Raw genomic sequence first — 25,821 nt, forward strand, 5'->3', positions numbered from 1 at the left:
CGCGCTTTATGACATGAGGCGCGGCCATCGCCGCACCGGGCCTTATTGGTTATTCTGACGATTGAGGAACCGAGGGATATCAACACCCGGAGCGGCATCGTCGGAGCCTGCACCAGCCGTTTTTTCCGACCCACGCGTCAGGCCCGCCATCCGTTCGAACAGCGTACCTCCCGTGGCGACCCGCGGAGCAGGTTGCGCAGGGGCGGGAGCGGGCGCCGGAGCCGGTGCGGGAGGTTCCGCATTATCGGCGCCCAGAACCAGTTCGTCCTCGTCCGGACTTTCATCCGAGAATACCGCAGCCGGCTTGGGCGGCGAGAAAGGCGTCGCTGCCGGCGTCGGTGCGGCTTGGGGGGTTACGGACGCAGAGGGCGGGGCCGCCGGCACGTCCAGTTCCAGCGTTTCCGGCTCGCTCGGCGGCGTAGGTGCGGCCTGCGGCGCAGAGGCAGGAGCAGCGGCTGCCGGGCGCGCCGTCTGCTGGGGGACCGACACGGACGGGCGGCTGGCGAAACTGAAAGGCTGGGTCAGCGGTGCGGCCTGGCTGCCGACCTCATTATCAATGCCGGTCGCCACCACCGACACGCGGATCTTGCCGTTGAGATTGTCGTTGAAGGCGCTGCCCCAGATGATGTTCGCGTCGGGATCCACAAGCTCACGGATATGGTTCGCGGCCTCGTCCACTTCCATCAGGCGCATGTCGTCGCCGCCGACGATCGAGACGATGACGCCCTTGGCCCCGCGCATCGAAACGCCGTCAAGAAGCGGGTTGGCGATCGCCTTTTCGGCCGCCTGGAGCGCGCGGCCGTCACCCTCGGCTTCGCCGGTGCCCATCATGGCCTTGCCCATTTCACCCATCACCGACCGCACGTCTGCAAAGTCGAGGTTGATGAGGCCGGGCATGATCATGAGGTCGGTGATCGAACGCACGCCCTGTTGCAGCACTTCGTCTGCCATCTGGAACGCTTCCTTAAAGGTCGTGTTCGGATTGGCGATCAGGAACAGATTCTGGTTCGGAATGACGATCAGCGTATCGACATGCTTCTGCAATTCCTCGATACCGCTTTCCGCAGACTTCATCCGACGATTGCCTTCGAAGGTGAAGGGCTTGGTCACGACACCAACGGTCAGGATGCCGCGATCGCGCGCGGCCTTGGCGATAACTGGGGCAGCGCCCGTGCCGGTGCCGCCGCCCATGCCAGCGGTGATGAAGCACATATGCGCGCCATTGAGCGCCTCTTCGACCGAGGCGATGGTCTCTTCGGCCGCGGCCTTGCCGATTTCAGGGCGCGACCCCGCGCCCAGCCCTTCGGTGATCTGCGGGCCAAGCTGAATGCGGCGTTCGGCGGGTGAGCTGTTGAGCGCCTGCGCATCGGTATTGGCGACGATGAAATCGACCCCCTCGACCGACGCGGCAATCATGTTGGCGATGGCATTGCCACCCGCACCGCCGACACCGATCACCGCAATGCGCGGCTTCAGTTCGTCCACATGGGGCGGGCTGATTTCAATGCTCATATATTCTGCTCCCTCAGCTTCCTCGTCAGGAAGCGACACCGTCATCATTCGTTAACACCAGAAAATAGGGGATTCACCACCTAATTTCGTCTTTGCCAAAAATCGTTCAATAGTTCGCCTTGATCGCGCGCATCATGCGCTGCCACCAGAGCGGCGTTCCCAGCCGATGCACGGTCTGCGGCGCGGGCGCCATCGTGCGGAGATCAACCGGGTTGGAAGCACCGTAAAGCGCCAGGCCGGCCAAAGTTGCAAAGGCCGGGCCGCTATGTGCTTCGGGCATGGCGGACAGGCCCCGGGGTCGGCCGATCCGTACCGCGCGACCGAGCGCGCCCTGCGCGTAATCGGCGATGCCCTTCATTTCCGCGCCACCGCCGGTCAGCACCACCTGGCGGCCGGTCGAATTAAAGCCCATCCCGGCAAGCGCCGCATTCACTTCGGTCATGATCTGGTTCAGCCGCTCGCAAATCACGCCGACCAGCGCCGCGCGCGTGATCTTGCCGCCTTCCGCATTAGGGCCGGCCGCCTGTCCTGGCACCGCGACGTCGCCATGGGGCGGCGCGATCTCGATCATCTCGCGAAAATCACGCGGATTCTGCATCGCAGATCCGTAGAAGCATTTGATCCGTTCCGCCTGGCTGCGGCGAATGCCGAAGGAGGATGCAATGTCGTCAGTGATGTCGGACGCGCCCATCGGGATCGAATGCAAGCCCACCAGCATGCCCCCGGCATAGAGCGACACATTGGTCACGCCCGCGCCCATTTCCACCAGCGCGACGCCCAGGTCGCGCTCTTCCTCCGACAGGCAGGCAAGGCCCGTCGCGATGGGAGAGGCGACGATGGAATTGACGTTGAGATACGCCCCGCGCACGCACAGGTCGAGATTAGCGAGCGGTGCCCCGTCGGCCAGGACGACATGGATATCGACGCCCAGCAGGTCGGCATGCATGCCCAGCGGCTTTTTGACCGGCACCTTGCCATTGATGGTGAAGCAGGTCGGCTGCGCATGAAGAACGATGCGGCCATCGGGGTCGATGCCCTGTTGTCCGGTCGTCAGCAGATCGTCGATATCGGGTTGCTCGATGCGATAGCCGCCCATGTCGCGTTCAACCGTAACGACATCGCTGACCAGGCTGCCGCCCGAAAAGCTGACCCACACATCCTCGATATTGGTGCCCGCCACGCGCTCGGCCTGCTCGACGGTTTCCCGCACGGCCAGTTCGGTGCGCTCCATGTCGGCGATGAAGCCGCGGCGCACGCCGCGGCTTTCCCGCTGGCCTGTGCCCAGGATCGCCAGTTCACCCGTATCGGTGCGCCCGGCGATCAGCGCGGACACCTTCCAGGAGCCTATGTCGACGGCCGTGATGAGCTTTTCGACCTTGGGCTGCGGCATGGCTGTCAGCCTTCCTCACCGATAGGCTGCGCGGCAGCGCTCGTGGCGGCCTCGATCGGCTTTTCCTCCACGCGTCCCTGCGGCAGGCGCAGGACAAACCGATCAGGGTCGCGCATGTCGAAGCGAACGATGCCGCGTCCAAGCAGTCGGTTGACCCCGTCCATTCGTGCGAAATTCACCAGCGCGGACGCCGATTGTGTGTCGCCTTCCGGCAGGGACAGCGTCTCACCCGATTGGAAACGCAAATCCCAGCGCCGGTTGCCGACCCAGGTCGCCCCAGCCAGCATGGGTTTGAGCGCAGGCGCATTTTCCATCAGCTTGTTGAGGCCCGCAGTCTGCCGGTTCGCATTGGGGCCAACCACAAGCGGCAGGTCCGGCATGGCGCTGGCCGATACCGATTGCAGCACCACGCCCGACACGTCGATCAGGTGCAGTTGTCCGTCATGCTGCCACACGGCGACCGGGTCCCGCTCAACGATATCGACGACCAGCGTATCGGGCAGGCGACGGGAAATGCGCGCATCCTTGACCCAACCCAGTTTCAGCATTTGCTGGCGCACATGCGGAAGGTCAAGCGAGAGCATCGACCGGTCCACCTGTCCCAGCGCGATATTGTAGACCGGCAGTTCGTCCATGCGCTCGACACCGCGCACTTCGACCTTTTCAACTTCGAAACCGGCGCGCGCGGCCATGTCGGCCGCCTGCTGACGCGCGACCTCCGGCAGGCCCAGATAGATGGCGATGGCGACCAGGATCGCGCCGAAAATGCCCACGATGGTCCAGCTCGCCATGCGCTGGAGTGTCGCTTCGCTGACCGGAAGATGCTCGATCAGCTTGTCGACCCAGCTCTGCCGCTTGAGCGATCGTCCCCGACCGCCACGGCCGGCGGCATTGTCCTTGCTGCTCATGCGGGTAGTGCCGCCGCGCCTTATCCGTGCTTCAGCCATGCCCCTGCCCCGTCCTGTGTGCCGCCCCGGCGCGGTTCAGCGCCTCCTCCACGATCGTTTCGACCAGGCTCGCATAGTCGATGCCCAGCTTGGCCGCCTGTTCAGGCACCAGGCTGAGCGGCGTCATCCCCGGCTGCGTATTCACTTCCAGCAGAAAGAGGCCGTCCAGCCCGCGCGCATCATCCCAGCGGAAATCCGCGCGCGATGCGCCCTTGCAGCCTAGCAGCTGATGGGCGTGCAGCGCGATCACCTTGCAGGCTTCGCTGATCTCGATCGGAATATCGGCCGGGCAGACATGCTCTGTCATGCCATCGGTATATTTGGCGTCGAAGTCGTAAAAGCCGCTTTTGGGCCGTAGTTCGGTCACGAGCAGCGCTTCATCGCCCAGCACGGCGGTCGTCAGTTCGCGGCCGCGAATATAGGGTTCGGCCAGCAGTTCGGGGAAATCCTGCCACGGGCCGACGGCATCGCGGGCGATCGGATTACCGTAATTGCCCTCCGCCGTGACGATGGCCACACCGACCGAACTGCCTTCATTGACGGGTTTGAGCACATAGGGGCGCGGCAGTGGATCGGCGGTGAAAAGGCTTTCGCTTTCCACGACATGACCACCGGGCATGGGAATGCCGTGCGGGACCAGCGCCTGCTTGGTCAGTTGCTTGTCGATCGCGATGACGGAGGTGGCAAGGCCACTATGGGTATAGGTCAAGCCCATCAGGTCCATCATGCCCTGCACCGTGCCATCTTCGCCGGGGACGCCGTGCAGCGCGTTGAAGATGACGTCTGCCTTCGTTTCGGCAAGGCGCTGCGCCACGTTGCGGTCCATGTCGATGCGGGTGACTTTGTGGCCGCGCGACTCCAGCGCCTTGGCCACACCCTCCCCGCTTGACAGCGACACCGGCCGCTCCGCCGACCAGCCACCCATCAGGACGGCGACATGCCAGGGGCCGCGCGTCATTGGGCCATCCCCACGCGCTGAATTTCCCATTCCAGGTCTATCCCGCTCTTTTCCCGAACGCGGCGGCGAACCTCTTCGCCCAGCGCTTCGATGTCAGTGCTGGTCGCGCCACCGGTATTGAGCAGGAAATTGGTGTGTTTCTCGCTCACCTGCGCGCCGCCGATCTGGAGCCCGCGACAGCCGGCCTCGTCCACCAATTGCCAGGCCTTGTGACCATCCGGGTTCTTGAAGGTAGAACCGCCGGTTTTGCTGCGTAGTGGCTGGCTTTCCTCCCGCGCGGCTGCAATGCGGTCCATTTCGGCCTGGATCGCGGCCGATTCACCGGGATGCCCCCGAAAAGTCGCGCTGACCACGATCGCGCCGTCGGTGAGATTGGAGTGGCGATAGCTGTAGGCAAGGTCGCGGTTGAGCAAAGTGACCTGCTCGCCCGATCGCAGCACCAGCTCACACTCCAACAGGATATCCGCTGTCTCGCGGCCGTAAGCGCCGCCGTTCATGCGAACAAAGCCACCAACGGTGCCGGGAATGGAGCGCAGGAATTCGAGCCCGGCGATGCCCGCATCGCGCGCTGTCGATGAGACGAGAATGCCGGACGCGCCAGCGCCGCAAACCAGCGTAGTTTCGTCCTGCCGTTCGACCTTTGCGAACGGCTTGCCGAGCCGAACGACCACCCCCGGCACGCCGCCATCGCGCACGATCAGGTTGGAGCCAAGGCCAAGCGCCATGACCGGCATGTCGGGGTCAAGCTGCGCCAAAAAGTCAGACAGATCGTCCGCATCCTGCGGCTCGAACAGCCATTGCGCCGGACCGCCCGTCTTGAACCAGACAAGCGGAGCCAGCGACGCAGCGGGCTTGAGCACACCCCGAACGGCGGGAAGAGCATGCGTCCTTGTCAAGAGCGCAAGCCCCACAGGCTCATCCATTTTTGCATCGCGCTCATGCCGGACTCGTTCGCTTGAACAGCCGACATGCCGCCTTCAACCTGGCGTTGCGCGGCCTCGACCATGTCGCGCGCTGCTTCCACGCCGCGCATCTGAACGTCGATCATGCGCTTCTGCATTTCCAGGCCTACGGCAAAAAGCTCGAACATCAGGCGGTCTCCTTGCTCTTGGCCGAAATGGCGGCAGCCAGGCCGGCGGCCCATTTGGTGATGTCGCCCGCCCCGAGGCAGACGATCATGTCATCGGGCTGAAGATCGGCGGCGATCTGGGCGGCGAGATCGGCGGCATCGGCGACGGTCGCGGCATGGCGGTGGCCGCGCCGCTTCAAGCCCGCGACCAGCGCGGCGCTGTCGACGCCTTCGATGGGTTGTTCGCCCGCGGCATAGACGGGCGCGGCATAGACGATGTCGGCGTCGTTGAACGCCTGCTGGAATTCATCCATCAGGTCGCGCAGGCGGGTGAAACGGTGCGGCTGGACTATGGCGACGACGCGTCCGAGCGCCCCTTCGCGCGCGGCGGCGAGCACGGCCCTGATCTCGACCGGATGGTGACCATAATCGTCGATGACGGTTGCGACGCCGCCCTCAAGTTGAACCTCACCTACCTTCGTGAAGCGGCGTTTCACGCCGCCGAATTTTTCAAATCCCGTACAGATGACATCATGGGTGATGCCCAGTTGCAAGGCAACGCCGATGGCGGCGAGGCTGTTCGACACATTATGCCGGCCAGGCATCGGCAGCAGGATATCGCTGATCTTCTCGACATGGCCGTCACGATCGCGGATCAGCACGTCGAAGAGATTCCCGCCCGGCACTGGCCGGACATTTTCGCCCCTAATATCGGCCTGCGCCGAAAAACCGTAGGTGACAATGCGGCGGTCCTGCACGCGCGGCAGGATCGCCTGCACTTCGGGATGATCGAGACACAGCAGCGCCGCGCCATAGAAGGGCACATTGCCGACAAATTCGACGAAGGCGTCCTTCACCCTGTCGAAACTGCCATAATGGTCGAGATGCTCAGGATCGATATTGGTGACGACCGCGATGGTGCCGTCGAGCCGCAGGAAGCTGCCGTCGCTTTCGTCCGCTTCCACAACCATCCAGTCGCTATTGCCCAGACGTGCGTTGGAGCCATAGCTGTTGATGATGCCGCCGTTGATGACCGTCGGATCGACCCCGCCCGCATCGAGGAGCGCTGCGATCATCGACGTGGTCGTGGTCTTGCCATGCGTACCGGCTACCGCGACGGTCGATTTCAGCCGCATCAATTCGGCCAGCATCTCAGCGCGGCGGATCACAGGCACGCGGGTTTCGAGCGCCAGTTCCACTTCGGGATTGCCGCGCTTGATCGCGGTCGAGGTCACGACCACGGCGGCATCGCCCAGATTTTCGGCCTTGTGACCGATCATCACCTTGATGCCCTTGGCCCGCAGCCCTTCCACGACATAGCCTTCGGCCACGTCCGAGCCCTGCACGCTATAGCCCAGATTATGCATGACTTCGGCAATACCGGACATGCCGATGCCGCCGATGCCGATGAAATGGATCGTGCCGATGTCGGTGCCGACACCCTTCATGCGGGAACTCCCTGGAGATTAAGCGTTGTGGGCGTCGGACCGACCTTGACCGGATCATTCATGATCGGCGCACGGCCGATGCTTTCCAGCAGGTCTGCCATATCGCGCGCGGCATCCGGGCGACCGCAGTTCCAGGCACGCTTGGCCGCATTCTGGAGCGCGCCTGGCTCCATCGCCATCTTCTGCATCTGCTTGGCCAGTTCAACCGCGGTGAAGCGGCTTTGCGGGATCGTGCGCGCGCCACCGGACTGCGTCATTTCACGAGCATTGGCGGTCTGATGATCGTCCATCGCGCTGGGCAGCGGGACAAGGATGGCGGGGCGGCCAGCGCACGTCAGTTCCGCCAGCGTCGATGCGCCGGCTCGCGCGATCACCAGATGCGACCAGCCCAGCTTTTCGGGCACGTCGTTGAAATAGGTGGCAAGGTCAGCAGGGATTTCCATCTCCGCATAGGTTTTGCGCACGCGATCAATATCCTCGGCGCGGCACTGCTGCGTCACTTGCAGGCGACGGCGAAGCGCGACGGGCAGCATCGACAGGCCTTCGGGCACCACATTAGACAGAATGGATGCGCCCTGGCTGCCGCCGATGACGAGCAGGCGGAACACGCTTTCATCAGTGAGCGCCGGGAATTCCTCCTCGCGCAACTGCTTCACTTCCTCGCGCACGGGATTGCCGATCAGGTGCACCTTGCCGGCGTGGCGGGATTTCAGGCGCTCGACATCGGGATAGGCGGTGACGATTGCATCGACCCGGCCGGCGAGCAGGCGATTGACCCGTCCCAGCACGGCATTTTGTTCGTGGATCGCAGTCGGAATGCCGTCCGCCAAGGCTCCCAGCAGCGCCGGCATAGCGGGATAACCGCCAAAGCCGACCACGGCGGTCGGGCGAAAGGTTTCGTTGAGGCGGCGAGCCATGGCGCGCCCGGCAAGGATCGCCTTGACCGCACCCGGCCAGCTTGCCGGGTTCCTGGTCATGCGGCCCGCCGGCATGACATGGACCTGCGCGCTTTCGAAAATACCGGGAATCTTGGCGCCACGCTCATCGGTGACGAGCGCGACATGATGGCCGCGCGCCATCAGTTCCTGCGCCACCGCATGGGCGGGAATCATATGACCCCCCGTCCCGCCGGCGGCGAGGACGAAGTGACGGGAAATGCTCATCGACCACTCCATTTGACCACCGTATGCCGGCCCATGAAGGGATTGCGCCGCGTGAAGGCGAGCAGCAGGCCGACCCCGGTGCAAAGCGCCAGCATAGAGGAGCCGCCATAGCTGATAAAGGGGAGCGTCATGCCCTTGGACGGAAATATCTGCGCATTGACGCCCATGTTGATGATCGCCTGAAGCCCGAACTGGGTTGTGAGGCCGGCGGCCGCCAAAATGGTGAAGACATCTTCTTCATCAAGGAGGCGCAACAGCACGCGCACGATGATCGCGAGGTAGACGCACGCAATGGCGATGCAGGCGAGCAGGCCGAATTCTTCGCCGATTACGGAAAAAATATAGTCGGTATGGGCTTCGGGCAGGCGGAACTTGTTGAGGCCCCCGCCCGGCCCCACGCCGGTAAAGCCGCCATGGGTGATGGTGCGGAAGGCAAGATCGGTCTGATCCGGGCCCGCGTCCATCTGAACGCCGATGCCCAGGAAATCGTTGATACGTTGGCGGCCATTTTCATAGAACATGTAGACGGCGACCAAGCCCGCGAGGCCCGCGCCGCCCAGCATCGCGATCCAGCGCATCTCCAGGCCAGATAGCAACAGCAGCGCGCCCCAGCAGGCCATGAAGATCACAGTCTGCCCGAAGTCGGGCTGGCGCATCAGCACTGCCGAAATCAGCAGGGTCAGGGCGCCGGTCAGCTGGATGACGGGGAGGTTCTGCTCCTTCGTGCGCAGCGACAGCAGCCAGGCGAGCGTGACGACATAAGCGGGCTTCAGGAATTCCGAAGGCTGGAACCGGAAACCGGGCAGGTCTATCCAGCGCCGCGCGCCGTTCACGGTAGAACCCAATATGGGCACGAACAGCAGCATCAAGAAGAAGAAAGCGCACAGGAAGATGGCCAGCCGCCGCGCCTGCAGCCGGGGCAGCATGGAGATGATCAGCATGATCGGCAGGCCGATCATCACCCACATCAGCTGGCGATAGAAATAGATGAGTGGATTGACGGCGATGTCTGCGGTCGATCGGTCGATCGCCGCCACGGGGGACGCGGCGGCGACCGCCACCAGCCCGATCGCCATCAGCGCGACGATCAGCGACAGGAGAACGCGGTCGATTTCCCAGAACCAGATGGCGAGCGCGGTGCGCTCGCGCGGAACCGTGCGGGTGCGGAAACCCTTCACCAGTTCACCGGCCTTCGACATCCCTGTTCCCCTCTTGCTCATCGCCCCTGGGTCTTTCCCTATTCCAGCGCCGCGACCGCTGCGGCAAAGGCATCGCCACGTGCCTCGAAATCGCGAAACTGGTCGAAACTGGCGCACGCGGGCGACAACAGCACGACGTCGCCCGGTTGCGCGATACGCGCCGCGCGGCGGACGGCGGCGCTTAGCATTTCGCTGTCATCCACCGCCATATGCGGGCGCAGCAGATCGGCGAACATATGCCCCGCTTCGCCGATGGTGTAGGCGTGGGCGACATTGCCGAAATGCGGGGCGCATTCGTCCAGATTGTCGGACTTGGCGACGCCGCCTAATATCCAGTGGATGCGCGGCTTGCCGTCCTTGGCGGGCCAGGCGGCGAGCGCGGGCGCGGTGGACGCGGCGTTGGTCGCCTTGCTGTCATTGACGTAGAGGACGCCGTTAAGGGTGCGGACGGTCTGCATCCGGTGGGGGAGCGAGGCATAGCTGGCGAGGGCGGCTTTGGTCGTGACGGGATCGATGTCCAATACGGCGGCCGTTACCATTGCGACGGCGACATTTTGCGCATTGTGCGGCCCTTGGAGGGCGGGCCATGCAAGCTGCTCGGTGGTATCGACCTGGGTCGATGCTACCTCCACCACATCCTCTCCACTTCCCTTGGTGTCGCAGATTTGGGTCGATACAGACCGGCTCGGCTCATCCTCGGTCGCGATCACCGCCTTGTGCCCGGCCGATTGCATCGCAAACAGCCGCGCTTTCGACGCCACATAGCCCTCGAACCCGTCATAACGGTCCAGATGATCGGGCGTGATGTTGAGCAGCACCGCGACGTCGCAATCGAGGCTGTGAGTCAGGTCGATCTGGTAGCTGGACAGTTCCAGCACATAGACGCCAGCGCCTTTGAGGTTCGGCTCAAGAGGCGGCTGGGAGAGAATCGGGAGGCCGATATTGCCGCCCATCACCGTGGGATAGCCCGCCTGTTCGATGATATGATGGATCAGCGCCGTGGTGGTGGACTTGCCATTGGTGCCGGTGATGCCGACGACCTTATGCGGTGGCAGGGTCGGGCGGGCGAGCGCGAACAGTTCGATGTCACCGATGATCGGTACGCCAGCCAGCTTCGCGCGCATGTTGATGGGATGGCGATTGAGTGGCACGCCCGGCGACACGACGATACCGTCGAAGCCGGCAAGGTCGATCTCCATCGGATCGCCCAGCTCCGCCTTGCCAGCGACTTGGCTACGCGCTTCCTCCCGGCTGTCCCATGCGACGACCCGCGCGCCGCTTGCCACCAGCGTTTCGACTGTGGCGAGACCTGAACGGGCGAGGCCAAGAACCGCGTAGGTTTTCCCTGCAAAGGCGCTGGATACGATCATGCGCTTACCGCAGCTTCAGGGTGGCGAGGCCGGCGAGCGCCAGCACGAAGGCGATGATCCAGAAGCGGATCACCACGGTCGGCTCTGCCCAGCCCAGTTGCTCGAAATGATGGTGGATCGGCGCCATGCGAAAAATGCGCTTTCCGGTGCGCTTGTAGAAGAAGACCTGGATGATGACGCTAAGCGCTTCCACGACGAACAGCCCGCCGATGATGCCGAGCACGATTTCATGATGTGCGGTGACAGCGATCACGCCGATCGTGCCGCCCAGCGCCAGGCTGCCGGTGTCGCCCATGAATACGGCGGCCGGTGGCGCGTTGAACCAGAGGAAGGCGAGGCCCGCGCCGATGATCGCGCCGCACAGGATGGTAAGGTTGCCCGCACCCGGAACATGGGGGATGCCCAGATATTCGGCGAAGTCCGCGCGGCCGACCAGATAGACGATCAACAGGAAGGCCAGGCACGCGATGATGACCGGCATCGTCGCCAGGCCATCCAGGCCATCGGTCAGGTTCACCGCATTGCCGAACGCCACAATGACGAAGGCGGCAAAGCAGAAATAGAAAGGACCAAGCTCGATCGCGGGGCCATTGTAGAAAGGCACATAGAGCGCGGTATTGCCGTGCTGGTTGACGATCATCCAAGCCGCGACGCCCGCGATAAGGAATTCGAAGATCAGGCGCATCTTGCCCGACAGCCCCTTGTGGCTGGCCTTCGTCACCTTGTCATAATCGTCCAGAAAACCGATCGCGCCAAAACCCAGCGTCACGAACAGGCAGGCCCAGACATAGATGGACGACAGATCCATCCACAGCAGCACAGACGCCACCATGGAGGTCAGGATCATGAGGCCGCCCATGGTCGGCGTCCCCCGCTTGGCGAGGTGCGTCTGCGGCCCGTCGTCGCGGATCGGCTGTCCCTTGCCCTGGCGGACGCGCAGCCAGCCGATGAATTTGGGGCCGATCACCAGTCCGATGACAAGCGCGGTCGCAATCGCCGCGCCCGCACGGAAGGAGAGATAGCGGATGAGGTTGAACACGCCCGCGAAATCTAGGGTCTGGGCCAGCCAGTACAGCATCAGTTCGTTTCTCCGTCGCGGGCGGCCTGACCCAGGGCGGCGACCAGGCGCGACAGCCCGATGCCATTGGACCCTTTGACCAATATCGCGTCGCCCGCGCGCATTTCTTTTTCGATGAGGGGGATGGCGCTCGCGGCGTCGGGCACATGCGCATAGGCCATGGTGCCTTCGAGTGCGTCGGCCAGCGGCGCCATTTCAGCGCCAACCAGCACCGCGAAATCGATTGCGCCATCGGCCAGAGGCTTGGCCAGCCCGGCATGAAGATCAGCGCTCGCGCTGCCCAGTTCGCGCATGCCACCCAGCACCGCGATCCGGCGGTCGGCATGTTCACGGCCAAGCTGCTTCAATGTCGCGGCCATGGAAAGCGGATTGGCGTTATAGCTTTCGTCGATCAGCAAGGCTTCGCCACCCGCGACCGGCAGGATGCGGCGCTCCCCCCGGCCCGGCAGCCCCGGCATCTCGGCGAGCGCAAGCCCGGCCGCCGCCAGATCGCCGCCCACCGCCTCGACCGCCGCCAGCACGGCAAGCGCATTGGACACCCAATGATCGCCCGGCGCCGCGACAGTGAAGCAAAGTTCCGCATCGGGCAGCCGCGCTGTCACCAATGTGCCGCCATTTGGTGCTGGCACGGTTTCGAGCGCGTGGACATCAGCCTCCGCGCTCATGCCGAAAGTCAGGATGCGCGCCGCGTGGCGCTCCGCCTTGTTATAGAGCGTCGCGACATGCGGGCTGTCATAGGGAATGATCGCGGCGCCGCCCGGCTCCAGCCCCTCGAAAATCTCCGCCTTGGCCTCAGCAATCTTCGCCTCGGTCCCGAAAAATTCGATATGGGCAGGCGCGATCGCCGTGACGATCGCGGCATGGGGCCGTACCTGCCGAGTCAGCGCGGACAATTCGCCGGCATGGTTCATGCCCATTTCGAAAATGCCATAGGCGCTGTCGCGTGGCATGCGCGCCAGGCTGAGCGGCACGCCGACATGATTATTATAGCTTTTGACCGACCGATGCGCCTGCCCCGGCGCGGCGCGATCCAGCGCCAGATACAGCGCCTCCTTCGTGCCGGTCTTGCCGACCGATCCGGTGACGCCGATGACCTTGCCGCCCATGCGCCGGCGCGACGCGATGCCCAGCGCCTGGAGCGCGGCCGCGCTGTCGGTCACGCGAATATGGGGATGATCGACCGCGTCGCTGACGATCGCGCCCGCCGCCCCTTGCGCGAACGCCTGATCGACGAAGCGATGGCCGTCGGTCGCCTCCCCCTTCATCGCGACGAACACGTCGCCCGGTTTCACTTCGCGGCTGTCGAACGCAACGCCAGAAACGGCGAACGGCGCCGACGCGGCGCCGCCTGTGGCTTCAGCGATTTCAGCAGAGGTCCAAAGGTCGTTCACCCCGCACACTCCCGCGCGACGGTGACGTCATCGAACGGCAGGACGCGGTCGCCGATAATCTGGCCCTGCTCATGGCCCTTGCCGGCTAGCAGGACGATGTCGTCCGCGCCCGCCTGCGCGATGGCGGCGGCGATGGCGTCACGTCGGCCGCCAATTTCCTGCGCGTCGGGTGCGCCCGCTAGCACGGCGGCGCGAATGGCGCTGGGTTCTTCGGACCGGGGATTGTCGTCGGTCACGATCACATGATCGGACAGGTCCGCCGCGACCTTTCCCATTTGCGGCCGCTTGCCCGCATCGCGATCACCGCCCGCGCCGAACAGGGTGATGAGCCGGCCTTTTGTATGCGGACGCAGCGCTTCGATCGCAGCGCGCAGGCCATCGGGCGTGTGCGCATAGTCGACATAGACAGGGGCGCCCGTCTGGCTGATGACGGCGCGTTCCAGCCGGCCGCGCACGGGCTGCACCCGGCCAAGCAATTCCATAACCCGGGCGGCATCGCCGCCCGTCGCGATGACGAGACCCGCGGCGGTCAGAGCATTGGCGGCCTGATAAGCGCCAATCAGCGGAAGATTCACCTTGTAGCGTGTTCCCTCCGCCTCGATCTCCAGTGTCTGGCCCAACTGGGTCGGAGTGCGGTTGGCAAGCTGCAAAGCCCGCCCCTGCACCCCGACGCTCAGCACACGAAGCCCCCGCTTCGTAGCCCGCGCGATCGCCTTTTCCGACAAGCTGTCGTCCGCCCAGATGACAGCACTACCGTCCGGCGCGACGACTTCGTCGAACAGCCGCATCTTGGCGTCGAAATAGCTGTCCATGTCGCCATGATAATCGAGATGGTCGCGCGACAGATTGGTGAAGGCGCCGGCCACAACCGGCAGGCCCTCGGTGCGATACTGGTCGAGACCATGGCTCGACGCCTCGAACGCGGCATGGGTAATGCCTTCGCGGCGCAGGCCTGCCATATTGGCGAGGAAGGTGACGATATCGGGCGTGGTGAGGCCGGTCGACACCTGATCGACCGCGGTGGTGACGCCCAACGTCCCGATCGAGGCTGCATTATGGCCGAGCATGCGCCAGATCTGACGCGCAAGTTCGACCGTGCTGGTCTTTCCGTTGGTGCCGGTGACGGCGACCGTCACATCAGGGAACGGCGCAAAGAAACGCGCGGCAAGCTGCGCGAAAAGCTGGCGCGGATTGACGGCGGCGATGTGGATCGCTCCATCCACTTGAGCTTCAGGACGGGCAACGATAGCAATGGCACCGGCCCGCACCGCTTCGGGAATATAGTCTTCGCCGTTGACGCGCAGACCCTGAAAGGCGCCGAAAACGGTGCCCGGCGCGACCTTGCGATTGTCGATGGCAAAACCCGTGACGGACGTGTCGAGGCCGCCAGCGGCGCTTACCGCTTTGGCGACCTCGGCATCCAGCTCCTCGATTAGCGACCCGAGGCGCATTATTCTTTCTCCTTCTCGCCGTGCAGCAGCGGCATCAGATCGGAAATATCGACGTCGCGCCGCTCGTCCGGCATGATTCCCAGCATTGGCCCCGTTCGCTCGATCACCCGCTTTACCACGGGCGCGGCGGTCCAGGCGGCGGTGCGCAGGCCGAACTGGCCCGTCGCCTCATCCATGATGGCGACGACGACATAACGGGGATTGTCCATCGGGAAAGCAGAAGCGAAAGTCGTCACCAGCGAAGTCTTGTTATAGCGGCCTTCCTGGGGCTTTTCGGCCGAACCCGTCTTGCCGCCCACCCGGAATCCCTTGGCGTCGGCGCTTCGCCCCGTACCTGCTGACACGATCATCCGCAACAGTTGCCGCATCCGGGCGCTGGTTGCGGCGGAAAAGACGCGGCGGCCCTGCGGCACGTCCTGCGGGCGCAGCTTGCGCACGGTGGCGGGGCGCCACATGCCGCCATTGACCAGCGCTGCATAGGCGGTGGCGAGATGAAGCGGCGTCACGGCGATACCGTGGCCATAGGACACCGTCATGCTCGTGATGCGGCCCCAGCTGGAAGGCCAGAGCCCACCTGCGCGTTCGTTGAATTCGATCGGCGCGCGCTGATCGAAGTCGAGGCTGCGGAACAGTTTCTGAAGTGGCTCCGCACCCATCTCATCCGCGATCCGCGCGGTGCCGATGTTCGAGCTGTGCACCAGAATTTCAGGCACGTTGATCCAGCGGCCAAGCGAATGGTCATCCTTGATCCGGAACCCGGCAACGGCGAGCGGCGCGGTCGCGTCATAGCGCTTGCTCATCGACGTAACGACGCCTGCGTCCATAGCGGCGGCGATGGAGAGCGGCTTGAATGCAGAACCCAGTTCGTAGCGCGCCTGCACCATATGGTTGCAGAGCGGCGATTCCGAACAGCGCTTGCCAGCATAATTCTGAAGCTTGTTGGGATCGAAGACCGGGATCGACGCCATCGCGATGACTTCGCCGGTATTGACGTCCAGGATGATTCCCCCCGCCCCCTTGGCGCGGGTCTGCACCAATTGGGTGTAAAGCTCGCTTTCAAGCGCGCCCTGAACCCGGCTGTCGATGGAAAGGGCAAAGGGCTTGCCCCGCAGCGCAGGGTCGATCAACCGGTCGTTGAAGGCAGCCTCCGCACCCATGCCGCCCACACCTTTGCTGTTGGGGGCAAAACCCAGGACGTGGGCAGCCAGCGTGCGCTGCGGATAAAGACGTTCCTTCTCGCGCGGAAATTCGATCCCGATCTCGCCCAGCGCGTTGACCGCCGCCACCTGCTCGGGAAGAGCACGGCGACGCAGATAGGCCCAGCCCTTGCCGGTCAGCTTCTTGTAAAAGGTCGCCTCGGCTTCGTCGGGAAAGATTTCGTGTAATTTGCGGGCGAGTTCGGCGGGTTCGCCGATCAGCTTCGATGGGCGCACCGATACGGAGTAGGCGTCCATAGTGCGCGCCAGCGGCACGCCATTGCGATCGACGATATCGGCGCGCGCGGGAACGAAGGGTCCCAGCGGCCCATCGCCGCCCGTCCCATGCGCAAAAACGCCGACCCAAAAGAGCCGGCCGATCAGAATCGCTGTGATAGCAAGAAACAGGATGAGCAGGAGCATCAACCGGTTGTGCGCCATGGCGGTGAGGTTGACCCTCTGCCGCCCGGCGCGCGGGCCACCGGGCTGGACGATGATCGTGGCCATCAGCGCGCGCCGTTGCGTTTTTCGCGGTCAGCCCGCGCGGTCAGATCGCCCAATGTGCTGTCGTCCAGCAACTTTGCGTCGAGCATCGCCATCCGCTCCGCCTTGCGCGCGATCGGATTGGGCTTCGACACATCAGCGTCCGCCTTGGCCTGAACGACTGGTGGCTTGGGCGCAGGCTTGGGCAGCTTGTCGACATTATCGGCGGCGTGGGCTTCGCGAATAATCGCAATGTCGCTGCGAATCTGGGTCGCCGCTGGACTTTCCGGCGCCTTTTGCGGCGCGGAGGGAAGATCGGCGGGCGTTTCGACCATCGCCACCATCACGGGCGGTGCGACATAGTCCGGCCCGTTGGGCTGCACGCCGTCCAGCTGCGCCAGCGCCCGCTCGCCCTCCAGATATTGCTGCGCGGTCGGCGTCGCGTAGAGGAAGTCATGCTGGTTCCAGCTTTCCAGCTGACGCATGGAGGCGCGCGCGCTGAATTCCGTTTCCAGATAGCGAATATCGGCCTTCGTCGCGGCGATCTGCGATCGCACGCGCATCAACTCGTTCCGCTCGGTCGCGACCTTGAGAGAAACCATATAGGCGCCCAGGGCGCCCAGCGCGACGAGGATCACCCAGATCAAGCTTTGCAATCTCTTGACGGCGATCATGCACGGCTACTCCGGGGCAACGAGGGGGCAAGCGAAAGCCGCGACGGTGCTGCGGTGCGAACCGCGCTGCGCAGGGTGGCAGAGCGGGCGCGGGGGTTGCGCGCCAATTCTGCGTCGCCGGCGCGCACTGCCTTGGCGGGCCTGGCGAAGGTAGGCTGCGGCCCGGCCGTGCGTTCAGGCAGATGCCGCGAGCCCCCGCCCTCACCGCCGCTGCGATTGCGCAGGAACTGCTTGACGATGCGGTCCTCAAGACTGTGGAAGGTCACGATGGCAAGGCGCCCGCCCTCTTCCAGCAGCGCTTCGGCCGCCTCGAGCCCGCGCTCCAACTCTTCAAGTTCGCGATTCACATGGATGCGGATCGCCTGGAACGTGCGGGTGGCCGGGTCCTTTTTGTCATGCGGCTTGTATCCCAGCGCCTTGCGAACGACCGCCGCCAGTTGCGCGGTGCGCTCCAGCGGACGTGCATCCACGATAGCGCGTGCAACGCGCCGCGACCGAGGTTCTTCGCCATAACGATAGATGACGTCCGCGATATCCTCCTCCGGGGCGGAGTTGAGGAAATCGGCAGCGCTCATGCCGCCCTGACTCATCGTCATGTCCAGCGGGCCATCGGACTGAAACGAAAAACCGCGCTCGGGCCGATCAAGCTGCATCGAGGACACACCAATGTCGAGCGTGACGCCCGCCACGCGATCGACGCCTCGCTCCGCGAGGAGTTGCGCCATCCGTGAAAACTCGCCGGGGATAAGCGTGATGCCGTTCGCTTCGGCCACGGCCTCTCCTTCGCGGATCGCGTCGGGGTCGCGATCGAAGGCGAAGACGCGCGCGCCGGCCTGGGCCATGGCGCTGCTATAGCCACCCGCGCCGAAGGTGCCGTCGACATGAATTTCACCCGGCGCAATCGCCAAGGCGTCCAACACCTCGTCGAGCAGCACGGGGATATGAGGCGCGGCGCTCACTTGCCGCCTCCGGCCGCGCGCTGGTCCACCCAGCGACGGACCTTGTTGCGGATCAGCGCCGGACGATCGGGACTTTCGACAAGGGCTTCAGGCTTCCAGATCTGGAAATAGCGACCCACGCCGTAGAAAAACACCGCGTCCGTGATGCCGGCCTCTTCCTTGATATCGGGGTGCAGGAAGAATCGGCCGCCATCGTCGAAATTCACGTCCTCGATCGTGCCGAGTCGGTTTTCGCGCTCCAGGTCGGCATTGAAATCGCGGCCAGCCTCATAGGCCTGACGCTCCAGCTTCTCGACCTCATCGAACAGGAACTGCTTGTGGGACAGGCCAAAGCCGGTTGCACAGCCATTGTCGAAATGAACGGACAGGCACAGACGATTCTGGCCGCCGCTGGCCTGGGCCACCAGCTTGCGCATCTCCAGGGGCAGCACGAAACGGCCTTTGCCGTCCGCGACGCTGAACGCGTTGCCCGAATAGAGAATGACGTCCGACACCCTGAAAATGGCCCCTTTTCACCGGGACGCAGGCCGCCCTTTGCCGGAATCGCGAACCGACAATCCGACACATAGGACTGCACAAAGCCTGACGAACCCCAATGCTGGTTTTCCTACCAAGCATAGAGCCGACTGAAAAGGGAAAAGTCGGGAGGTGATGGGAAAAGCTGGTCAAAAGTGGGTCAGACTGATTTTCCTCGCGTTCCTTTGCTGGTTTTCACCTTTTGTTCTTCATCTCTATCCGTAAATCGAGCCCAGAGCAATGCCCCACCCACCATCGCCCAGCTCGTCCCAACCAGAATCGCCCATCGCAGCGCGAGCATCACATCTGCAGGCGTGCGCATCCATGGCCGCGGCGCCGGAGCGGCAGCGCCGAGCCAAAGGAGCAAAGCTGCCGGCGTATCGGCGATCCATGACCGCGGATTGAGCGGTTGCGCCGGGTCGGCAAGCCAGAGCCGATCGTCGATCAGGTCGGCATCTCCTATCAATAACAATGTCCCGCGCCCAATCGTCCGCGCCGTCATCGTCCGGCCATGCGACAGCCATGCGCCCGAGAGCGTAAGAAGCCGGCCATCGGCCAGGAATTGGCGAACTTCCCGCGATTCAAACCGGTCTGGCGCAACGCCCCAATGGGTCAGCAAGGGCTGAAGCAAGCTTGAAGTTGGTGCCCGGCGGCGATCCCCCAGCGCCAGGTCGGACGGCCAGCGAAGCAGGGGATCGGCAAGAACCAGAGCCGTGCCGCCGGCCCGCACCCATGTATCGATGGCGACAAGCTGCTCAGGCGCAAGCGCGCGCGGCTGCGCGATCAAAAGACGCCGTGCGCCCGTCCCGGGCAAGTCGCGCGGATCATCCAGCGGCAGAACCGTAAAGCGCGTACGAAGGACAGTGATGATGGGCGCATCGCGCGGGCCTGTCCCAGCCGGGCCCATTTCGTCCCAGAACAGAGGCAACCCTGTAAGCACGGCAAGCTTTGGACGGGCATCGGCAGCGGCCAGGGATGATGCGGGGCCGAAATAGAGAATTGCCCCTGCAGCAACGATCATCCCCATGGCCGCCATGCGCCCTCGCAATATGGGCGGGTGGCGCAACCAGGCGGCAGCGACGAGGGGCAACAGCGCCGTGAGCGCCAGACCCAAGCTCGGCAACAGCCGCAGCTGTCCTGAGGCCATCGCACAAAAGACGAGCACAGGCGCGACGACGCCAAGCGCGATCCAGATCAGCATGACGATAGTGCGATTCGCCAACAGAAAGCCGATCAGCGCCATCAATCCGGCGACAGCAATGCTCCAGTCCCACGGATCGGCTTGCCCGGTCTGCCACGCGCGCCACAATCCTGCCAACAGGACGGCCATAGCAGGCAGCCATAGCCCAAGAAACGCCTTCGCCCTCGCCATGGCACGACCTGCGCTGCCGCCGGGCATGGGATCAGTTGGGCTGACCGTCGGAGTCCGAATTGAGCGGCTGCGCAGGATCCTGATCCATTGGCTTTTTCAGATTGGGATCGGGCTGGAGGTCCGGAACGATCGGAGCCTGCTCCGCAGCAGGCTGAACCCCCAGTTCGGCAAGCGGCTCCTTGGGCGCGACTGCGTTGGTTTCCAGCGTTGGCACGGTGGGCGGCGCCAGGGCAGCATCGTCGACCCGCGCCTTTTCGATGACGATGTTGGCCAGTCCGACAAGCAGCACGACACCTGCCAGGCCGGTCAGTCCGATCTGGACACGCTGCAACCCTTCCTGGCGGCGGGGCGTATCGGCCATGTTCGCGCTCTTGTTCCCGTCATCGCCGCGACCCGTGTCGGCGATCATGCAGTGTGCGCGAGCCAGGGGAAGACCGTCAAGCCCTTCGATTCCAGCCACTGGCGGTTATAAAGCGTCGACAGATAGCGGAAGCCGGTGTCGCACAATATGGTAACGACGCGCTTTCCCGGCCCCAATTCCCTTGCCAGGGCCACTGCGCCGGCCACGTTAATGCCGGACGACAAGCCCAGACACAGGCCTTCCTCGCTAAGCAAGCGTCGAACCCAATAGAGCCCGTCCTCATCCGAGATGCGAAATTGCGTGTCGATCGGCGCACCATCCAGATTGGCGGTGATGCGCCCTTGTCCGATGCCTTCGGCGACCGACGACCCTTCCGCCTTTAGCTCACCATGGGCATAATAATTATATAGTGCCGCACCATGGGGGTCGCTGAGCGCGATGGTGATAGTCTCATCCCGCGCCTTCAACCCGAGGCCAACGCCAGCAATCGTGCCGCCCGTGCCCGCCGCGCAAGTGAAGCCGTCGACCCGGCCGTCCATCTGCGCCCAGATTTCTTCGGCCGTTCCAACGATATGCGCCTTGCGATTGGCGATATTATCGAACTGGTTTGCCCATATCGCATTGTTGGTCTCTTCCGCGATCCGGCGCGAGGTGTGGACGAAATGGCCAGGGTTCGAATAGGGCGCGGCCGGCACCGTCACCAGGTCCGCGCCCAATGCGCGCAGCGTGTCCATCTTCTCCCGGCTCTGCGTTTCAGGCATGACGATGATCGTTTTGTAGCCTTTCGCATTCGCCACGAGCGCAAGGCCGATGCCGGTGTTGCCCGCCGTCCCCTCGACGATCGTGCCGCCGGGTTTCAGCAGCCCTTTTTCCTCGGCATCATTGACGATGAACAGCGCCGCCCGGTCCTTGACCGAGGCGCCCGGATTGGCAAATTCGCATTTGGCGAAAATATCGCAGCCCGTTTCTTCAGAAGGGCCGGCAAGGCGCACGAGCGGCGTGTTGCCGATCAGCGCGAGACTGTTGGGGGAAAGCAGCATGGCGCCACGCATAGCGGAGCCTGCGCGACTTTGCCAAGCAAGCGAATGATGCGCGCGACAAAGGTCGGGTTTTGCCGCGCTGTTAACGTCTCCATCGCGCCCCGTCTCATTACGGCACGCGCCAAAATGGTGGAAGCCAAGCGCGGCGATTTCGCGTATGGGCGCGTCGTCGCGGCATCAGACGCGCGTTGAGGAATGAACAACATGCGGGCAGTGGGCAGAAAGGCGAAGGGCGGCATGGCGCTGCTGGCGCTATGCGCGCTGGTTGCTCCGCACCTGATCACGGCCGCTCCGCTCGACCTATTGGAGGGCAGCGCTGCGCCCGTCGATCCGGCCGAACAGCCTAGCGACAATTTCCCCGGCTCCGCCTTTTTCTATGCCGAGGGCGCGTTCGATCCGGTACCCGGGGTCGAGATCGTGCAAAGCAAGCACGTGCTGGGCCTCGATGCGGTCAAGGCGGCCCCGGCCGCCGTCTTTCGCGGTCTTACGGCTGTGGACGGATATCGGGCAGCCAATTGCCTCACCAACGCGATTTATTATGAGGCGGGCAACGAACCCGAGGAGGGCCAGCGTGCCGTCGCGCAGGTCGTCTTGAACCGCGTGCGCAGCCGTTTGTGGCCCGACAGCGTATGCGGCGTCGTCTATCAGGGGTCCGAGCGCGTCGACGCCAAGTGCCAGTTCACCTTCAGTTGCGATGGGTCCATGATGCGGGCGCCGGTCGCGATTGCCTGGGCCCGCGCGCGCCGCATCGCGCAGGAGGCGCTCGCCGGCGCGGTTTACGCGCCTGTGGGCCTTGCCACCCATTATCATACGCTGGCGGTGCGACCGGATTGGTCGGCATCCTTGCAGGCGGTCGCGGTCGTGGGCGCGCATATTTTCTATCGCAATCCCGGATTCAACGGCACGGTCGCAGCCTTCAATGTCCCTTATGCCGGTCGCGAACTGATATCTGGCCCGGCGCGCACGAGTTGGGCTGCAAAGCCGGTCACGGGTGCCGAGATGCAGGGGATATCTGTGCCCTTGGCAACAGGCGCCGTCGCGCCTCCCGACACGCCGTCCTGGCCGCCGCACGCGGCGCAGAGCGCCACGTCAGCCAACGATAGGTTGCCGCAATCGACCGTCAGGCCTGAATATCGCAACAGCGGCCGCCCGCTTATCTGATCTTTTTTAAGGTTAAGGCTCAAGCCACCATTCAGCCGCTTGAATTGTCGCGGAAATAAAAATTGCCTGCTGCGATAAAGCGCGGGAACCGAATGGCATTTTTGATGGTTCTGTATTCCGGATAGCAAATCTTTTGCCCCCCGCTCTTGCTATCCACAAAATATGAGCCCGGAACGTTTCTCCCCCCGACGCGTTCCGGGCTCTACTTTTCTGAGCCGTCGTTCCGCCTGAAATCTTTATTGTTTGGCCCCCGGAACGGATTTTCGGACTACGGGTTTTTCCCATCGTCGCCGCCCTGAACGATCAGGCGGCAACCGTTTTTTGAGGAGATTTTTCGATGGCGAAGAAAATCATTACCGCCTTGCTGCTCACCGGTTCGCTGATGGTCGCTGCGTGCAACACCGTCGAAGGCGCAGGCCGCGACGTGCAGAGCGCCGGTAAGGCCGTGGAAGATGCCGCTGATTAAAGTCTTCGCAACCTGATTGCCCCCTCCCTAGCATGGGCTCGCCGGGCAGACGGCGGGCCCCCTTTTTTTTTCGGGGCATGCGCAAACACAAAAAACCCGGCGCTCCCTTGGGAATGCCGGGTTTTTTTAGTTGTGAGCGATGGGTCAGCCCCGTCCCTCGGGCGGCAATGTGATCTTCACATTCTCACCATTCTGCCCGGGAAAATTGGTGAACATCGCATCGATCAGATTGGGCACAAGATAGGTCAGCTTATTCGAAAGCGACTGTGCACTAGCTGTTCCTTCGAACAGGCGGCGATTATCGGCCGCGCGATCAATCTTGAGCTTCAGATCGCTGGTATAGACTGTGTAACTCGACACGTCGGTATAGCCGCGCGGTCCGAACAGCCATGGGTCATAGAAGCCATAGCCCCAAGGACGGCCCCAGCGGCCACGCCAGCCCCATCCACCGTAAAAGGGATCGCCAAAGCCCGTCGATCGCACCTTTTCCCGACCATTGTCGACATCATAAGCGACGCGGACGATGAGATCGGCGCTCGCGGGGTCATTAGCGCGCACATAGCCGGTTTGCGCCATTCGCTGCCCGACCAGGTCGGCATAATGTGCAAATTCCAGGCCACCGGCGAGTCTTGGATCATCAGCGACAATCGTGAAACTCTGCCCAGCAGGCGCGGGCAATTGCTGGAAACGGGCGACATCGGCCTTGAACGATGTGGCGCAGCCCGACAGCGCCACCAGCGCCAGCGCGGGCGCCGCGAACAGACCGAACTTCTTGATACGGGTCATTTTTCTGCGTCCTGTGACAGGCACGAAGCCTGGGTTCATTCTTGCGCCCTGCATTAGCAAAAGGCAACTGAACATCGTTTGAACGCTTGAAGAGACCGAATGGGCGCAAACCATGTTCTCATCGCTTTGGACGGCAAGGGAGGCGTAAACCCGTCATCGCACTGGCAAATATCTGGAGCTTACGGCAAGGATGACCGATGATCCGTTTCTTCTGCATGTTCGCTTCGCTTGCCATTCCGGTGGCAGCCAGCGCCTCCGAGCCAGCACAGCCGGCAACGCCCGTGGGCAACCCCGGAACCTGGGTGACCAGCGACGATTATCCGATGGAGGCGATGCGTCAGGAAATCGAGGGGGCTACAAGTTTTCGATTGGACATCGATCGCGACGGCATACCCACGAATTGCAAGACAACATCCAGCAGCGGCGCGGCCATATTGGACGAAACGGCCTGTGCGAAGGCGATGGAGCGTGCTCGCTTCAGTCCGGCCAAGGATGCCAGCGGAAGCGCCGTCAGCGGCACCTTCACAGCACGGATCAACTGGCGTTTGCCCGACACCTCAGCTCTATTCTCATCTCCCAGCACCTCGGAGACGACGTTCACAATCAATCCGGACGGAACCCCGTCCGACTGCCGCACGATGATCGACGGAAATATAGCGCCCGACCAGTCAAGTTGCCTGCCGATAATGGGTAAGCGTTTTCCGATTCAGAAGGACGCATCAGGCAATCCTATCCGGCAGAAAATGCGCATCACAACGAAATTTGAAAGGGTCGAAGAAGGCGACTGAGGGCCGCCTCTTCCTAATCTTCTCAACGCATCAAGCCCATTGCGTCATAGGCGGCGCGCAGGGTTGGCTCGGCCGCCGCGGCCGCCCGCATCGCGCCCTTGTCCAATATCGCGTCGAGCGCGGCATCGTCCGTGCGCAACTCCAGAAAGCGCTCGCGGATCGGGCGTAGCGTTTCAACCAGCACTTCGCCCAGCGCGGGCTTGAAGGCGCCAAAACCCTTGCCGGCAAAGTCGGCGCAGACAGCATCGGGCGTCCTGCCGGTCAGCGTCGCGAATATGCCGACCAGATTGTTTGCTTCCGGGCGGCCCGCGAGACCCTCCGCCATTTCGGGCAGCGGTTCGGGATCAGTCTTTGCCTTCTTCACCTTCTGCATGATGGCATCGTCGTCGTCGGTCAGGTTGATCCGGCTCATGTCAGACGGGTCGGACTTGGACATTTTCGCGCTGCCATCGCGCAGCGACATGATCCGCGCCGATTCCTTGGGGATGATCGGCGCGGGCATGGTGAAAAGGTCGATGCCGAAATCGGTATTGAACTTGGTCGCGATGTCGCGCGCCAGCTCCAGATGCTGTTTTTGGTCCTCGCCCACCGGGACATGTGTCGCATTGTAGAGCAGGATATCGGCCGCCTGGAGCACGGGATAGACGAAAAGGCCGATTGAGGCACCCTCGCGATCCTTGCCGACCTTGTCCTTGAACTGAGTCATGCGGTTCAGCCAGCCGATCCGGGCTGTGCCGTTCAGCAACCAGCACAGCTCGGCATGGGCCGGCACGCGCGCCTGGTTGAACAGGACGGACCGATCCGGATCAATGCCAGCCGCGACCAGGGCGGCGGCCATGTCGCGAACATTGCGGATGCGCGCCTCCCGCCCTTCATGGACGGTGATGGAATGCATGTCGGCCAGGAAAAAGAAGCACTGGCTCTCACTGTCCATCTCATCCTGCATCCGCACCCAGTTGCGGATCGCGCCAAGATAATTGCCAAGATGCAGATTGCCGGTGGGCTGGATACCGGAAAGGACGCGCATTGTTGATCCGTTCTTG

General features: G+C 63.4%; 25 protein-coding genes. 3 read left to right on the forward strand and 22 right to left on the reverse strand.

What is annotated here, in order from left to right; all coding sequences use genetic code 11:
- Positions 1 to 42 precede the first annotated feature (42 nt).
- The 20 genes from ftsZ to LL253_RS01765 form a co-directional block, all read right to left on the reverse strand.
- Positions 43 to 1,512 carry a cell division protein FtsZ gene (gene ftsZ / locus LL253_RS01670; RefSeq protein ID WP_228220683.1) on the reverse strand — a complete coding sequence of 490 codons (1,470 nt, stop codon included), beginning with the start codon at positions 1,510 to 1,512 and terminating at the stop codon, positions 43 to 45.
- Positions 1,513 to 1,618: 106 nt separating this feature from the next.
- On the reverse strand, positions 1,619 to 2,902 hold the full coding sequence (gene ftsA / locus LL253_RS01675) for a cell division protein FtsA (RefSeq protein WP_009822518.1): 1,284 nt from the start codon (positions 2,900 to 2,902) through the stop codon (positions 1,619 to 1,621).
- A 5-nt stretch (positions 2,903 to 2,907) separates the two neighbouring features.
- Positions 2,908 to 3,849, reverse strand: coding sequence for a cell division protein FtsQ/DivIB (locus LL253_RS01680; RefSeq protein WP_228225948.1), 942 nt, complete (start codon positions 3,847 to 3,849; stop codon positions 2,908 to 2,910).
- Positions 3,842 to 4,807 carry a D-alanine--D-alanine ligase gene (locus tag LL253_RS01685; RefSeq protein WP_228225949.1) on the reverse strand — a complete coding sequence of 322 codons (966 nt, stop codon included), beginning with the start codon at positions 4,805 to 4,807 and terminating at the stop codon, positions 3,842 to 3,844. Before LL253_RS01685 ends, LL253_RS01680 begins: the two co-directional genes overlap by 8 nt.
- Positions 4,804 to 5,730 carry a UDP-N-acetylmuramate dehydrogenase gene (murB, locus tag LL253_RS01690; RefSeq protein ID WP_228225950.1) on the reverse strand — a complete coding sequence of 309 codons (927 nt, stop codon included), beginning with the start codon at positions 5,728 to 5,730 and terminating at the stop codon, positions 4,804 to 4,806. The genes LL253_RS01685 and murB overlap by 4 nt, the downstream gene beginning before the upstream one ends.
- On the reverse strand, positions 5,700 to 5,897 hold the full coding sequence (locus LL253_RS01695) for a hypothetical protein (protein WP_228225951.1): 198 nt from the start codon (positions 5,895 to 5,897) through the stop codon (positions 5,700 to 5,702). The genes murB and LL253_RS01695 overlap by 31 nt, the downstream gene beginning before the upstream one ends.
- Complete coding sequence (murC, locus tag LL253_RS01700) at positions 5,897 to 7,324, reverse strand: UDP-N-acetylmuramate--L-alanine ligase (protein WP_009822513.1); 1,428 nt, start codon at positions 7,322 to 7,324, stop codon at positions 5,897 to 5,899. The genes LL253_RS01695 and murC overlap by 1 nt, the downstream gene beginning before the upstream one ends.
- Positions 7,321 to 8,487, reverse strand: coding sequence for an undecaprenyldiphospho-muramoylpentapeptide beta-N-acetylglucosaminyltransferase (gene murG / locus LL253_RS01705; RefSeq protein WP_228220676.1), 1,167 nt, complete (start codon positions 8,485 to 8,487; stop codon positions 7,321 to 7,323). Before murG ends, murC begins: the two co-directional genes overlap by 4 nt.
- Positions 8,484 to 9,686 carry an FtsW/RodA/SpoVE family cell cycle protein gene (locus tag LL253_RS01710; protein ID WP_228225952.1) on the reverse strand — a complete coding sequence of 401 codons (1,203 nt, stop codon included), beginning with the start codon at positions 9,684 to 9,686 and terminating at the stop codon, positions 8,484 to 8,486. Before LL253_RS01710 ends, murG begins: the two co-directional genes overlap by 4 nt.
- Before the next feature lie 38 nt (positions 9,687 to 9,724).
- Positions 9,725 to 11,056 (reverse strand): UDP-N-acetylmuramoyl-L-alanine--D-glutamate ligase, encoded by a 1,332-nt coding sequence (murD, locus tag LL253_RS01715; protein WP_228225953.1) that lies wholly within the window; start codon positions 11,054 to 11,056, stop codon positions 9,725 to 9,727.
- Between the two features lie 4 nt (positions 11,057 to 11,060).
- A complete protein-coding gene (gene mraY, locus LL253_RS01720; RefSeq protein ID WP_009822522.1) occupies positions 11,061 to 12,134 on the reverse strand; it encodes a phospho-N-acetylmuramoyl-pentapeptide-transferase in 1,074 nt (357 codons plus the stop codon).
- Entirely contained in the window at positions 12,134 to 13,525 is a 1,392-nt protein-coding gene (locus LL253_RS01725; protein ID WP_228225954.1) for a UDP-N-acetylmuramoyl-tripeptide--D-alanyl-D-alanine ligase, read from the reverse strand. The genes mraY and LL253_RS01725 overlap by 1 nt, the downstream gene beginning before the upstream one ends.
- Positions 13,522 to 14,976 carry a UDP-N-acetylmuramoyl-L-alanyl-D-glutamate--2,6-diaminopimelate ligase gene (locus LL253_RS01730; protein ID WP_228225955.1) on the reverse strand — a complete coding sequence of 485 codons (1,455 nt, stop codon included), beginning with the start codon at positions 14,974 to 14,976 and terminating at the stop codon, positions 13,522 to 13,524. The genes LL253_RS01725 and LL253_RS01730 overlap by 4 nt, the downstream gene beginning before the upstream one ends.
- The gene (locus LL253_RS01735) at positions 14,976 to 16,679 is read right to left on the reverse strand and encodes a peptidoglycan D,D-transpeptidase FtsI family protein (RefSeq protein WP_009822525.1); all 1,704 of its coding nucleotides are present in this window, start codon (positions 16,677 to 16,679) and stop codon (positions 14,976 to 14,978) included. The genes LL253_RS01730 and LL253_RS01735 overlap by 1 nt, the downstream gene beginning before the upstream one ends.
- Complete coding sequence (locus LL253_RS01740) at positions 16,679 to 17,329, reverse strand: colicin transporter (RefSeq protein WP_228225956.1); 651 nt, start codon at positions 17,327 to 17,329, stop codon at positions 16,679 to 16,681. The genes LL253_RS01735 and LL253_RS01740 overlap by 1 nt, the downstream gene beginning before the upstream one ends.
- Entirely contained in the window at positions 17,326 to 18,288 is a 963-nt protein-coding gene (rsmH, locus tag LL253_RS01745) for a 16S rRNA (cytosine(1402)-N(4))-methyltransferase RsmH (protein ID WP_228225957.1), read from the reverse strand. Before rsmH ends, LL253_RS01740 begins: the two co-directional genes overlap by 4 nt.
- On the reverse strand, positions 18,285 to 18,782 hold the full coding sequence (locus LL253_RS01750; RefSeq protein ID WP_228225958.1) for a division/cell wall cluster transcriptional repressor MraZ: 498 nt from the start codon (positions 18,780 to 18,782) through the stop codon (positions 18,285 to 18,287). Before LL253_RS01750 ends, rsmH begins: the two co-directional genes overlap by 4 nt.
- Before the next feature lie 182 nt (positions 18,783 to 18,964).
- The gene (locus LL253_RS01755) at positions 18,965 to 20,134 is read right to left on the reverse strand and encodes a GldG family protein (protein ID WP_228225959.1); all 1,170 of its coding nucleotides are present in this window, start codon (positions 20,132 to 20,134) and stop codon (positions 18,965 to 18,967) included.
- 73 nt (positions 20,135 to 20,207) lie between these two features.
- A complete protein-coding gene (locus tag LL253_RS01760) occupies positions 20,208 to 20,537 on the reverse strand; it encodes a hypothetical protein (protein WP_050763043.1) in 330 nt (109 codons plus the stop codon).
- A 44-nt stretch (positions 20,538 to 20,581) separates the two neighbouring features.
- Positions 20,582 to 21,577, reverse strand: a complete 996-nt coding sequence (locus LL253_RS01765) for a cysteine synthase A (protein ID WP_037543461.1) — start codon at positions 21,575 to 21,577, stop codon at positions 20,582 to 20,584.
- A 195-nt stretch (positions 21,578 to 21,772) separates the two neighbouring features.
- Here LL253_RS01765 and LL253_RS01770 point away from each other — a divergent pair, with 195 nt between their 5' ends.
- Both LL253_RS01770 and LL253_RS01775 read left to right on the forward strand, forming a co-directional pair.
- Entirely contained in the window at positions 21,773 to 22,738 is a 966-nt protein-coding gene (locus tag LL253_RS01770) for a cell wall hydrolase (protein WP_228225960.1), read from the forward strand.
- Positions 22,739 to 23,075: 337 nt separating this feature from the next.
- Entirely contained in the window at positions 23,076 to 23,204 is a 129-nt protein-coding gene (locus tag LL253_RS01775; protein ID WP_009822535.1) for an entericidin A/B family lipoprotein, read from the forward strand.
- Between the two features lie 144 nt (positions 23,205 to 23,348).
- Here LL253_RS01775 and LL253_RS01780 read toward each other — a convergent pair whose 3' ends face one another.
- Positions 23,349 to 23,990, reverse strand: a complete 642-nt coding sequence (locus LL253_RS01780) for a DUF4136 domain-containing protein (protein WP_037543007.1) — start codon at positions 23,988 to 23,990, stop codon at positions 23,349 to 23,351.
- A 197-nt stretch (positions 23,991 to 24,187) separates the two neighbouring features.
- On the opposite strand from LL253_RS01780, the gene LL253_RS01785 reads away from it, so the two are divergent.
- Positions 24,188 to 24,778 (forward strand): energy transducer TonB, encoded by a 591-nt coding sequence (locus LL253_RS01785; RefSeq protein ID WP_228225961.1) that lies wholly within the window; start codon positions 24,188 to 24,190, stop codon positions 24,776 to 24,778.
- 22 nt (positions 24,779 to 24,800) lie between these two features.
- On the opposite strand, the gene trpS is transcribed toward LL253_RS01785, so the two are convergent.
- Entirely contained in the window at positions 24,801 to 25,805 is a 1,005-nt protein-coding gene (gene trpS, locus LL253_RS01790; RefSeq protein WP_228225962.1) for a tryptophan--tRNA ligase, read from the reverse strand.
- Positions 25,806 to 25,821 lie beyond the last annotated feature (16 nt).

Origin of the sequence: Sphingobium soli, from assembly GCF_020782245.1 — a bacterium.
GTDB lineage: Bacteria > Pseudomonadota > Alphaproteobacteria > Sphingomonadales > Sphingomonadaceae > Sphingobium > Sphingobium soli.

Excerpts from the sequence above, each read along its gene's own strand:
- LL253_RS01685 (WP_228225949.1), bottom strand. The coding sequence starts at position 4,807 with ATGACGCGCGGCCCCTGGCATGTCGCCGTCCTGATGGGTGGCTGGTCG.
- trpS (WP_228225962.1), bottom strand. The coding sequence starts at position 25,805 with ATGCGCGTCCTTTCCGGTATCCAGCCCACCGGCAATCTGCATCTTGGC.
- LL253_RS01730 (WP_228225955.1), bottom strand. The coding sequence starts at position 14,976 with ATGCGCCTCGGGTCGCTAATCGAGGAGCTGGATGCCGAGGTCGCCAAA.
- ftsZ (WP_228220683.1), bottom strand. The coding sequence starts at position 1,512 with ATGAGCATTGAAATCAGCCCGCCCCATGTGGACGAACTGAAGCCGCGC.
- LL253_RS01710 (WP_228225952.1), bottom strand. The coding sequence starts at position 9,686 with ATGTCGAAGGCCGGTGAACTGGTGAAGGGTTTCCGCACCCGCACGGTT.
- LL253_RS01680 (WP_228225948.1), bottom strand. The coding sequence starts at position 3,849 with ATGGCTGAAGCACGGATAAGGCGCGGCGGCACTACCCGCATGAGCAGC.
- LL253_RS01735 (WP_009822525.1), bottom strand. The coding sequence starts at position 16,679 with ATGGCCACGATCATCGTCCAGCCCGGTGGCCCGCGCGCCGGGCGGCAG.
- ftsA (WP_009822518.1), bottom strand. The coding sequence starts at position 2,902 with ATGCCGCAGCCCAAGGTCGAAAAGCTCATCACGGCCGTCGACATAGGC.
- murB (WP_228225950.1), bottom strand. The coding sequence starts at position 5,730 with ATGGATGAGCCTGTGGGGCTTGCGCTCTTGACAAGGACGCATGCTCTT.
- murG (WP_228220676.1), bottom strand. The coding sequence starts at position 8,487 with ATGAGCATTTCCCGTCACTTCGTCCTCGCCGCCGGCGGGACGGGGGGT.
- LL253_RS01695 (WP_228225951.1), bottom strand. The coding sequence starts at position 5,897 with ATGTTCGAGCTTTTTGCCGTAGGCCTGGAAATGCAGAAGCGCATGATC.
- LL253_RS01770 (WP_228225960.1), top strand. The coding sequence starts at position 21,773 with ATGAACAACATGCGGGCAGTGGGCAGAAAGGCGAAGGGCGGCATGGCG.
- murC (WP_009822513.1), bottom strand. The coding sequence starts at position 7,324 with ATGAAGGGTGTCGGCACCGACATCGGCACGATCCATTTCATCGGCATC.
- LL253_RS01740 (WP_228225956.1), bottom strand. The coding sequence starts at position 17,329 with ATGATCGCCGTCAAGAGATTGCAAAGCTTGATCTGGGTGATCCTCGTC.
- murD (WP_228225953.1), bottom strand. The coding sequence starts at position 11,056 with ATGATCGTATCCAGCGCCTTTGCAGGGAAAACCTACGCGGTTCTTGGC.
- LL253_RS01760 (WP_050763043.1), bottom strand. The coding sequence starts at position 20,537 with ATGGCCGATACGCCCCGCCGCCAGGAAGGGTTGCAGCGTGTCCAGATC.
- LL253_RS01785 (WP_228225961.1), top strand. The coding sequence starts at position 24,188 with ATGATCCGTTTCTTCTGCATGTTCGCTTCGCTTGCCATTCCGGTGGCA.
- LL253_RS01780 (WP_037543007.1), bottom strand. The coding sequence starts at position 23,990 with ATGACCCGTATCAAGAAGTTCGGTCTGTTCGCGGCGCCCGCGCTGGCG.
- LL253_RS01775 (WP_009822535.1), top strand. The coding sequence starts at position 23,076 with ATGGCGAAGAAAATCATTACCGCCTTGCTGCTCACCGGTTCGCTGATG.
- LL253_RS01755 (WP_228225959.1), bottom strand. The coding sequence starts at position 20,134 with ATGGCCGTCCTGTTGGCAGGATTGTGGCGCGCGTGGCAGACCGGGCAA.
- mraY (WP_009822522.1), bottom strand. The coding sequence starts at position 12,134 with ATGCTGTACTGGCTGGCCCAGACCCTAGATTTCGCGGGCGTGTTCAAC.
- LL253_RS01765 (WP_037543461.1), bottom strand. The coding sequence starts at position 21,577 with ATGCTGCTTTCCCCCAACAGTCTCGCGCTGATCGGCAACACGCCGCTC.